Source organism: Mesobacillus thioparans (genome assembly GCF_965138835.1).
Classification (GTDB): Bacteria; Bacillota; Bacilli; order Bacillales; family Cytobacillaceae; genus Mesobacillus; species Mesobacillus thioparans.
This window is the reverse complement of the sequence record NZ_CBCSFH010000012.1, coordinates 53,739-65,868: the sequence shown is the minus strand read 5'-3', so window position 1 is coordinate 65,868 and position 12,130 is coordinate 53,739. Positions and strand designations below refer to the sequence as shown.

The 12,130-nt window shown below is 43.5% G+C and carries 4 protein-coding genes; all 4 read left to right on the top strand.

The features are described from left to right. The first annotated feature begins 189 nt into the window (after positions 1-189). Positions 190-603 carry an RDD family protein gene (locus ACNAZ4_RS17905; protein WP_415816612.1) on the top strand — a complete coding sequence of 138 codons (414 nt, stop codon included), beginning with the start codon at positions 190-192 and terminating at the stop codon, positions 601-603. Between the two features lie 128 nt (positions 604-731). Continuing rightward, entirely contained in the window at positions 732-1,697 is a 966-nt protein-coding gene (locus ACNAZ4_RS17900) for a DMT family transporter (RefSeq protein WP_415816610.1), read from the top strand. Between the two features lie 59 nt (positions 1,698-1,756). Then, entirely contained in the window at positions 1,757-2,611 is an 855-nt protein-coding gene (locus tag ACNAZ4_RS17895) for a GNAT family N-acetyltransferase (protein ID WP_415816608.1), read from the top strand. A gap of 183 nt (positions 2,612-2,794) precedes the next feature. Then, on the top strand, positions 2,795-11,899 hold the full coding sequence (locus ACNAZ4_RS17890; protein ID WP_415816606.1) for a carboxypeptidase regulatory-like domain-containing protein: 9,105 nt from the start codon (positions 2,795-2,797) through the stop codon (positions 11,897-11,899). The last annotated feature ends 231 nt before the right edge of the window (positions 11,900-12,130 follow it).

The window sequence follows — 12,130 nt, the reverse complement described above, 5'->3', positions numbered from 1 at the left end:
ATTAACTTTTCCTATACTCTAATAGAAGTGAATTGAAATCATTTGCCATTAAGACCGGCAGTGGTAAAAACTAATGAGAATAAATAATCCATATTTGCATTAAGTATTAGTATGTATGGTCACGGGAGCGCTCCGTGCGTTCTTGTGTGTAAAATACAGCGGATTCATTTACTTCTAGGAGGGAAAGTTATGGGCAGACCAGCAGGGTTCTGGGTAAGGCTTGGAGCAGCAATTTTGGATGGATTGATCATCGGGGTACCACTTTCGATCATTAGCTACCTGATAACAGGCAACATGGAAGATAACGCATTTACTTCCACATTGAACTTGCTATACACTGTTCTTGTGCCGGTAGTATGGTCAGGTTATACAGTGGGAAAGAAAATTGTAGGAGTCAGGATCGCGAAGGTCAATGGCGAAAAGCTTGGTTTTGGTACGATGCTTATGCGTACAATTGTAGCAGGCCTTGTTTATCTTTTGACATTAGGTATTGGTGTGATTGTCAGTGCCTTCATGGTAGGATTGCGACAAGATAAAAGAGCCATTCATGATTTTATTGCCGGAACATATGTAACCTACGACAAACCGGATGAAATAAACTAGGGACAATAATACTGATTGCAGCTATAGGCACCTGGGAAACCAGGTGTCTGTCTTTATGTGGAAAAACTTGGGTCATGATAGTATGATAGATTGAAATAATATCTGAATCAAGAATGGGAAGTGATCAAATGGGTCCAATTTTGTTAGGTATTTTAGCTGCCTTCTTTTTTGCTTTTACCTTTGTGCTTAATCAGTCAATGGAATTATCAGGTGGAAGCTGGATATGGAGTGCTTCATTAAGATATATATTCATGGTCCCCTTCCTGCTGGCAATAGTAATGGCAAGGAAGAATTTAAGGCCACTGCTTCAGCATATAAAAGAAAATCCATACTCATGGTTTTTATGGAGTTTTATTGGATTTGTCCTATTTTATGCACCACTGACATATGCAGCTGCCTACTCCCCTGGATGGCTGATTGCAGGCACTTGGCAAATCACGATAATTTCAGGCGCTTTTCTCAGCCCCTTTTTCTATGAAACAAAACAGACAAACGATGGTTTAGCAGCTGTCAGAGCGAAAATTCCTTTTAAAGGACTTTGGATGTCCATAGTCATCTTATTGGGCATCATGCTTATGCAGATCGAGCATGCAAAGCAGATTCCTCTCCGATTGGTATTGCTCGGGGTCATTCCTGTATTGATTGCATCATTTGCCTATCCACTTGGCAATCGAAAGATGATGGAGGTTGCCAATGGAAGTCTTGACGCCTATCAGCGCGTGCTCGGCATGACCCTGGCAAGCCTGCCATTCTGGCTCATACTTGCTGGTTTTGGTTTTGTTACGGAGGGGGCTCCCTCAATGAGCCAGAGCCTGCAATCACTATTGGTTGCCATTACCTCAGGGGTGATCGCAACCGTATTGTTCTTCAAGGCAACAGATTTAGTGAGAGGAAATATGGCCCAACTTGCTGGTGTCGAAGCAACCCAGTCAATGGAGGTCCTCTTTGCGTTAGCCGGTGAATATTTAATCCTTTCTATGCCGCTGCCATCTCCTTTATCCTGGGCAGGTATCGTGTTTGTGATGCTCGGGATGGCATTCCACAGCTACTATACGCTTAGAAGGGAAGATGAGAGCATGAAAATAAATGCTTAATCTGAAAACATCCTATTACTAATTTTGTACTCTATTAAAATGAAGAGGGTGGATGGCTGATGCAGTTCCAGCTAACTGAACAAATGGTTAAAGCATTGGAAATCGCGGAAAAAGAACGGAAGAATTCAGGAAGTCCCTGCATTTTGCCCGGTCATCTCTTGCTCGGCTGCCTGAGTGATGGTCCGTTCCCAGTCTGGGAAGCAAAGCAAAAAAGCGGGATCGACATTTCCTTGTTAAGGAATTTTATAACCCCTTATGTAGACAGCTTGTCATATGAACTATACCAGCCATTAAAACTGCAAGTTTGTCCATCAACAAAACTAGTAATTGAGCAAGCAGTAAACTATATGAAAAATTATAACCAAATTTTTCTCAATGAAGGACACGTCCTGAAAGCATTGATTAAGACCGGGCAAACGAAAGGTTTATTAACAGTGGTTCAGGAAAATGCTCTTTTGAATATAGCAACTATTTCAAGGGATATGATTTTATCTTTGGAAGGGTACACTTCGATGGTGGGAAAATACAAACATATCAGGATGCTAAGTAATCGGGATGAGGAAAAGCTGATGCGTTTCATCCATATGGAATTTGGCTCTCGCTGGACGGAGTCAATCCAGCAAGCCATAGCACAGCAGAAATCATCTATATTTGTTGCCTTGGATCATGATTGGGAAGAAATTGTAGGATTTGCAGCCTTTGATATTCGAAAACCAGGCTTTTTTGGGCCTATGGGTGTTGCGAAGCACAAAAGAGCGGAGGGAATAGGGGAATCCCTGCTTCATTTTTGCCTGGAAGCAATGAAAAGAAGAGGATACAAAAAAATCGTTATTGATCATGCCGGCCCAATTGAATTTTATGAAAGGACCTGTAACGCTAAAGTCATTCCTGCGACCGACTTAGGCTACAGATGAGACCATTGTTGGTCTCTTATTTTTTTTAGTCAGGTGTTACTTATTTACTATATATTCCAGAAAATGTCTAATGCTAAATAATCATTTTTAACAGAAAAGTGCAAATATTCAAAATTTATAAAGGTTTTTACATATTTTTGCAGTATTTCTTCGTTAATCAAATTTTCAGGGGGTGCAAGAAACTTGGGAAGATTAACGAAGAAGAAGACTGCAAGAAAGCTTTCGGCGGTAATACTGGCCTTTATTATGGTGTTTTCGACATATTCTTCACAGCTAGCCATTGCTGCGACACAGAAACCAGCGAGTTTTTCAAAAGAAGAACTTGTATTGGAGAAAGAACGGGGAAAAAAATATGAACCAAGCAAAACAGCAGGGAATGAAACTGCGTCAGCAGATCATAAAGAGCTGACAAACCTTTTAGATGGACTGGGCATAGACCCGCCACCATTGAAAGGGGATAAACAAACTGCGCCTGAAAAGGAAAAGGAAGCTGTTCTCCTTAAAGCGTTTGAAAAGAAGCAAGAAATTGATGTGATCATCAGGATGAAGGAACAACCTGATCTCAATAAGATCTATCCACAGGTGAAAGAAAAGAAAAGCCGGGCAGAAAAAATAACCTCGATTCAAGACCATCTCAAGGAAAAAGCGGACAATTCGCAAAAGGGAGTAAAGCAGGCTCTATCGGCTTTGGAGACAAAAGGAAAAGCCAAAGAGAAAGAGACACTCTGGATCATCAATGGAATAACTGCTTCGGTCACAAAGGAAGCTCTGGATGAACTGAAGAAACGTGATGATATTGCGGAAATTTCTCTCGACGAAACTCTCAGCCTGCCGGAGGTGACTGTGGAAGAGTCTCCCCCGCGACTGCCAGAATGGGGACTTGAAAAGATTCATGCCACAAACGTGTGGGGACAATATGGGTTGAAAGGCGAAGGGATTGTTGTCGGTATAATGGACTCCGGGGTCGATGGAAACCACGAAGCTCTGAAGAAAAATTACCGTGGTCGGGATGGAAACCATCAGTATTCATGGATTGACCTGTCAGGACAGGGGTATAAAACGCCAAATGACGGATTTGGCCATGGAACCCACGTAGCGGGTACTGCCGTTGGCGGAGGGGACGGAGAGCCGATTGGGGTAGCTCCTGAGGCTGAGTGGATTGCCGCCAAAATCTTCAACGACGGCGGTTCGACAACCCTATCTGCCATCCATCAGGCATTCCAATGGTTCATGGCTCCAGGCGGGGACACTTCAAAGGCTCCGGATGTGGTCAACAATTCATGGGGAAATGCTAATACTTACAATCTCGAATTTTATGAAGATGTCAAAGCGTGGGTATCAGCAGGGATTTTCCCAGCTTTCGCAGCTGGAAACGATGGCCCTGGCTCGCAAACTATTGGTTCACCGGGAAGTTTCCCGGAAACATTCGCTGTAGGGGCAACGGATATTTATGATCAAACTGCTTATTTTTCGAGTCGGGGTCCGGTTTTTTGGAAGGATGAGAATGGAAATGAGCAAAGACTTATCAAACCGGATATCTCTGCGCCTGGCCACAAGATCTATTCAGCCTGGCCATCCAAACGAAATGAAGGAAAATACAATACAATCAGCGGTACTTCGATGGCCACTCCGCATGTTACCGGGGCAGTCGCTCTGTTATTGCAGGCAAATCCCAATTTGACAGTCGACCAGATAAAGGAAACACTCAAACAGACTGTTAGAGTTGAACCGCATATGGGCACATTGCCCAATGATTCATATGGAAGTGGAATCCTAAATATTTACCAGGCTGTCACTGAAACAGCTTTCGCTGGTGAACTCGTCGGAAAGCTGACTGACAAGGAAGGAAAGCCGATACGAGGGAAACTTGTGGTAGCAGAAGAAGGTCTGTCCTATGACATTGGCAAAGACGGGACTATTAAGTTAAAGATCAGGGAAGGCATTCATAAGGTGAAGGTCACTTCTTTTGGCTATAAGAATTTGGAGACCGCAATCCAGCTGAAGAAGGGAAAAACAGAATCTGTGAACTGGGTATTAGAGAATGCCGATACTTTTAGTGTAAAAGGTAGCATATTGAGTGAGGAAGGAAAAACGATCCCTTATGCCTTTCTAAGTATAAAAGGGACACCTCTATCCTCCTATCGAACAGATGCTGACGGCAAATTTGAGATTAAGAATCTTCCAGCCGGGAAGTATGTTCTCCAGATTTCTGGAGAGGGAATGACGGGACATGCAAAGGAGATTGATGTCACAAAGGATATCTCGCTTGAACTTCAGGTCAAAGAAAGTGCATCACAGACCAGTAAGGAATGGAGTATGGCGAATGGGAATATACACCGAAATGCTGTCTCTGGAAATGCAATAGACGTGGATACGCTTGTTGAAGGATGGAACTACGATACAGCAGGTAAAGGAAAAATTTTATTTTCCACTCCTGCAACAGCCAAAGGTAAATTGATTCTGGTTACTGACAGCGGTTCAGTTATTGCCGTGGATACTGTAACGGGAAAAGAGCTATGGACAGTGAAAATTGGAAGCTCGAATAGGTCTTCACCAACAATAGAAGGAGACAAAGTCTACCTTTCTGGCGGGCAGGATGGAAAGATTTATGCCCTCGATTTAAAGTCAGGCAGCATTGTTTGGACAGCAAACACAGGTGCAAAAGGAGTCTATGAATCTCCTTTATATATTGACGGGACACTGTTTGTTGCATCCGATCTTGGAGAAAAGGCAAAACTGTTCGCGTTGAATGCTGAGACAGGTGAAAAGAAATGGAACGTCGAACTTGGCGGCCCTGCCTATTTCGGCCCAAGCGCAGGCGGTGGAATGCTATTTATCGGCAGCTATGATAATCAAAAATTAAGAGGGCTAAATGTAGAGGACGGAAGCGAAGTATGGAGTAAAACTCTTGTCAATGAAGGAATTGCATCCAAGCCGGTATACGATAAAGGAACACTTTACGTTGCAGGTACCAATTTCAATACAGAAGGTGGCACGCTGTATGCCCTGGATGCGAAAACTGGGGAAGAAAAGTGGAAAGCAGCCGGAATTGGAGATACTCAGGCTGGTTCTCCAATCGTCTATGAAAATATGGTTGTGATCGGTTCTGCCGTACAGCCAGCATTGCGAGCTTATGACGCGAAAACTGGTGAGGAGATCTGGAATAACCGTGCTGTCGGAACGACGCTGAACACTGGTTCTGTATCCGCTAACGGGCTTCTATTCTTCGCAGGCACAAGCGGAAACCTGTCTGTCCTTGATGTGTATACCGGAGAAAGATTGAAGGATTTCAGACTTCCTGCTTACAGTACTTCTGGGATACCGGTTCTTCCAGGACAAGTATTCGTGCCTTACCAGAATGGTGTTCAAAGTTACATTTCACCAGCATCTGTAAAAGGAACATTGAAAGATACCAGTGGAAATGCCATTCAGGGTACTGTCACTGTTACCGAAACAGGAAATGCTATTGAAACAGACCAAAATGGAGCATTTCTATTAGAACAGACTCCAGGAGATTATACAGTCCGGATCTCATCCTACGGCAAAAAACAAATAACCGAACAAGTTAAGTTATCTTCCGGTTATGTTTTAACAAAGAGCTATGAACTTAAAGATGCTGCTAAAGGCTCATTTTCCATCCAGGTAAAAGACCAACGAACCGACAAACCTGTAGAGGGAGCAACGGTTGAATTAAACGAGTCGCCAGTGAAGGGGAAAACAGACAGCAAAGGAGTATTTTCACAAGAAGAAGTGTTTGAAGGAACGTTCATGGCGTCGATCTCTATGAATGGATTTAAATCTGGCAGCAAGGAAATCGTGGTAAACGCCGGTCAAAATACGGATATTACGTTCGAGTTGCAGCCAATTGATATTGCGGTATTGAATGATTACAAGAGCGAAATCACGACCTTGCTGAACGTTAATGGGTATACAGCTGAAGAGCGGGAATGGGACGTGATTGAGGAAATCGGACGTTATAAAGTGATTTACTTGAACGGAGGCTATGGTTCAGATGGAATCAAGCCAACAGAGGCACAGTTCAAGGAATTGGTCGAAAAGGCAGAAGCGAATCATGTCAGCATCATTTTCACCGACCAGTGGGGCTCAAACTATGGATCCATTCATCATTTGAAAGATTACTATAATAATCCTAAAGAGCTTGGCCATGATTATGATGTGGGGGAAGTAAGAATCCAGGTTGAAGCTGAACATCCAATCTTCAAAGGCTACAAAGCGGGTGACAGAATCAATGTGTTGGAGAGAAACGCAGATTTTGCCTGGTTCAATCAGTATTCCGGAAGGACAATCGGGAAAATCGGCAGCACCGATCTTGGTTTTGTTGGCGCGGGAATTGCTTATAATGCTGTCTCTGAAGACAGTGCCCATTTATTGTTGTCAAGTCACTCTACAGTTCCATGGGAATCGTCGAAAGCCTGGCTGCGAGGACAGCAGCAGATTTTGTTCAATAGCATTGACTACCTGTATAAAGCGAAATATGGAAAGGTCACGGGAAAAATAACCGGTCCAACAGGAGAGTCAATTGAGGCAACAATCGAGGTATTGGAGACAGGAGTAAAAGCTGAAACTGATTCAAACGGGAACTTTACTATTTTCCATGATGAAGGAACATTCAAGCTGGAGGTGCGGTCGAAGGGCTTGGGCTCCAAGTCAGAGACAATTACAGTTGCTAATGGTTCCCCGCAATTGGTGCAGATTTCTCTAGGAGATTCAGAGAAGGGCAGCCTTGAAGGCAGTGTCAAGGATTCGGTTTCTGGTATTGAGCTTTCCGGCGTCCAGGTTACAGTCAAAAACCAGGCGGGTGATACTGTAGCAGAAGTTCAGACATCAGGGAATGGACGTTATAGAGTATCTGGATTAGATGAAGATGTTTTTGTCATCACCTTCATCAAGGAAGGATACATTACCCATAAGCAAAGCATTGATGTAGCACGTCATACTGGAGACCTGGATCTCCAAATGAATCCAATGCCTTCTGTGGGTGTCGTGGGTGACTACTATTCATCAGGAGATAACTTCAAGGCTGTATTTAAAGACATCGGGGTAGAAGTCAGGGATGTGCAGCCTGCAGACTTAATTGGAAAAATGAATGAGTTTGATGTTATTTTCTTCAATGACCCGAATTCATCAGCCATAACCGACGAGATGTTTGCTGCTGCTGACAAAGCCCAGACGAGCCTGATTTTTGGTGATGCAGTTTGGGGTGGGGGAATCAAACAGCTTGTGAGTTACAGGAATGATCCAAAAGAACTGAAAACGATAAGGAAAACGACAGAAGCAGCTCAATATAAAGTTCTCGAAGAGCATCCAATCTTCAATGGAGCAAAGGATGGAGAATTGGTTGAAATCCTGTCTCCGGCTGCCAGCTATATTGGATATTTCAAGGACTACAGCGGTTATCCTCTGGCTGAAATCAAGCATGAAGGTTCTGATGCCTCCCATGGTCTTGGCATCGCTTATAAGCCAAGGTCAGCCGGAAGTGCAGAATTGATGATGAGCGGTCACGGTTTTGCTTATTATCATGGAGCGAAAGACTACACCGTGGAAGGAAAACAGCTACTGATCGACTCTGTAATATGGGCTGCCAATGTCGAGTATCCTGTAATCAGCGGCAAGGTTGTCGATGATCAAGGCAATCCATTGAAGGCGGATATCAAGGTAAAGGGACAGCCTTACCAGACTAAATCAAGCAACGAGGATGGAGGTTTCACAATCGCTATCCTGCCAGGTGAATACGAGATTGAAATCAGTGCTTACGGATATGCTTCAAGAACATTGAAGGCTAAAGCTGAAAAGGATAGTGAACCAAAGGAAATGATGCTTCCTCCGGCTGAGAATGTTGGAGTGATTTCCGGAACAGTCGAAGATTCCAGGGATGGAAATGCGTTAGAGGGTGCAACGATAACGATCCTGGGAAAACCAAGAGAAGTAGTGTCAAATTTGCAGGGACAATATTCGATTCCAAATGTTGAGCCGGGAGATTACAATGTAAGGATCGAAAAAGATGGATATGTACGACAGGATGTTAGCCTGAAGGTAACAGACAAACAAAAAGTCTCCCTGAATGTAAAATTACGACCTTCTCCAACAATCGGGGTGATCGTAGACCTGACTGCTTCGGGAACATCGTATAAGCAATATCTTGAAGAGAGAGGTTACAAGGTGGTGTACCTCAATTATCAGGATATAGATAAATTGGATGAGGTGGATATTGTTTTCGCCAATTCGGATTATGCACCAAGCCTGGTCCCTTCGAAGGAGGTTTTCCTTGCATTCCAAAAAGCCCTGGATGAGAAACGAAAATCGGTCATCTGGACAGGGCAGGCGGGCGGTCGAGGTTCCATTCGATATTTGCAGGAATTCAACCAAGATCCAAAAATAATTTTTGAACATAATAACAAAGCTGGAGCACAAGGAACAGTAAAAGAAGAACATCCATTGACAGCTGGATTCAATGCCGGGGATAGCATCTGGATTCCGGCAAAGTCAGGTTACTATTATGGGTTTGACGGTTATACAGGCAAAACTGCCGTGGATTTCTCGCATACAGCAACCGGGGAGAAGGGCAGCATGGTCGCATACAAGGGCAGAACAATCGATTCAGTCGAAATCCTGCTCGCCAATATGACAATCAGCCATGTTTTCAAACCGAATGATTCCTTTGACCCTGCAAGAGAGCGTCTTTTGAATAATGCCCTGAACTGGGCACTCGATGAGAAAGATGCCCTTGTCGGAGAACTCCATGGTACAGTCAAGAATGATAATGGGCCAGTCATGGCGTCGATCAAAGTAAAAGAAACGGGCAAAACCTATCAGACAGATGATCTAGGGAATTTCTTCGCCGCATTTGAGGAAGGATCGTATTCGCTGACTGTGGAAGCTTTTGGCCATGATCCAAAGGATTTCACCGTTACGATTGCGAATGGTAAAGCTGTATCTGAAGCTTTCATCATCAAATCCGTCAATTCAGGAATCCTGACAGGCAAAATGGTAGATGCCTCCACAAAAGAAGAGGTTGCCGGTGCGACTGTCGAGGTGATTGGCACACCAGTGACAGCAAAGACAAATGAGGAAGGGAAGTATCAGCTGACACTGCCAGCCGGAACTTATGAAGTAAGAGTAATTGCGGCAGGCTATAAACCAGTTTACCAATCAGTCGAAATTACAGCAGGACAGCAAACTGATTTTAACGCTTCTCTCATTGATTCCGAGAAGATAGCCATTCTTGCCAATCCTACTCAGAAGGATAGGATCATGCCATTCCTTGAGGCAAATGGTTATGATATTGAACTCTATCCATATAAGGAATACGAACGGTTGATAGAGAATATGCAAAATTATAAAGCAGTCATTGTCAATGACACTTACATGAATGAAGATCGCTTCAAGGCCATGGTTGAAAAGGCGAATGAGAATGAAGTCAGCATGATTTTCACTGCGAATTATGGAGGGACAATTGGTGATCTTAGCAACGCTTACGGTGATCCAGAAAGCCTCGAAAGAAGTTATGCTGATAAAGAAATCAGCATTAAAGTGGCAGAAGATCATCCTATTTTAAAAGGTTTCAAAAAAGGGGATGAGGTCCAACTCCTTGTCAATCCTAAAGGAGTGGTACAGTACTCGGTGTATTCCAATTATAGCGGAACAACACTTGCATCGCTGACGAACCCTGACAAAGGGCAACTGGGAAGCACGATTGGCTATAAGTTCAGTTCATCAAATAGCGTCCATATCCTGCTTTCTGCACTTCAAATAGGTGGATATGGCCATCCGAACGATCGCTGGACGGATAATGCTAAGAAAGTATACTTGAATGCGATTGATTATGCGTTGACAGCAAGCCAGGGAGAAATCTCCGGGGAAGTCAAGGATAGTCAAGGAAAGCCGATTGGAGGAGCTTTTGTCACCATTGAAGGAACCAACCACAAAACCACGACCAATAAAGCTGGCCAGTATAAATTCGGCATTGGTGTTGGTGAGTATAACTTGAAAGTCCAGGCAAGAGGCTTTGAAGAACAGACTAAGGAAGTGAAAGTTGAAGATGTGGGAAGCAGTGTAGAGCTGCATTTTACCCTCGATGCAATTGATGGATCAGATTTGAAGGGGGCCATTACATCAAAGAAAAGCCAGGATCCGGTGGCTGATGCGGAATTGATATTGATTCCAAAAGATGAGCCCGACTTTAAGGCCGAAAGTTCCACCAATGATGATGGAACCTATCTCATCAAGAATTTATTGCCGGGAGACTATACACTGCAGGTAGTTGCAGATGGTTACCTCCAGGAAAGTTTCGAATTAAAAATAGGCTCAGATGATTTAGAATTCAACCTGGAGTTGAATCCATTTGAGGCAGCCGTGCTTGGAGACGTAAACGGCGCACTGTCACAGCTCCTGAATGAACAAAACTTATATGCAGAAGAAAAAGGCTGGGACATCCTAAGAAATGTTGGGAAATATGAGGTCATCCTTGTCAATACGAACAAAGGCACAAGGGAACAGTTCCAACAATTGATAGAGGAAAGCGATGAACATAAAACCAGCTTAGTGTTCACAGGGACATGGGGTGTCGATGAAGGCTCCATTCCGGTACTGAATGAGTTAGTGGGAAGTCCGGAAATCGATAAGCAGGGGTATAATGAGGGCGCTGTTTATATCGATGGATTGGATGGACATCCAATATTTGATGGCATCCGTTTTAATGAGAACGGTATGGTCAAAATACATGCCGCAAAGAGTCCATACTCAACTTTCAAAAATTACTCAGGTGTACCGCTCTCGAGCTTATATATCGACAGTGAGAACAAAGGGAATTCGATTGAGTTTGAATTCAGAAGCAAGGAACATATGCATTTACTGATGTCTTCATTTGCGGTCACCAATATGATTGGACCTGATTATGGATGGACGAAGGATGGTCGGAATTTATTCGTGAATGCGCTGCGCTGGTCAAAGGATGCAGAGCAGGAAGTCCCTAAAGTGCCATTATGGGAACAAGAAGAAATGTTGGTGAAAGGAGAACCTGCCTTGGTAAAAGGCACAGCAGCGAATGGAACCTCTGTGAATATTTACGAAAAGCGCGGAAACGGAATCGTCCTTGTGGATTCAGTGAAAACCGGTCGAGACGGTACCTTCCAGGCAGAACTGAAATTGGCTAATGGTACCCATACTTTAATTGCAGAGGCTGAGAACTTCGGAGGCAAAACGAAGGCAATAAAGACCATGAAATTGATCGTGACCGGGAAACCTGAGAAAAAAGATAAAGCGAGCTGACACCATACGTAATATAGAAAGATGAATAATCATACTGGCTTCCCGTTTTGGGTAGCCTTTTCTTTGTGATAATAGAATTTACGGATGCTATGATATAGTAGTGTTAAATCTAAAAATATGATTCATCAAGTAACTGGCAGGTAAATGTGAATATGCTTATCATTTCACAAAGCAGGTGCTTTTGTGATATATTAATATTTAAAATATTCTCACAAGTTTTAGGAAGGTGAC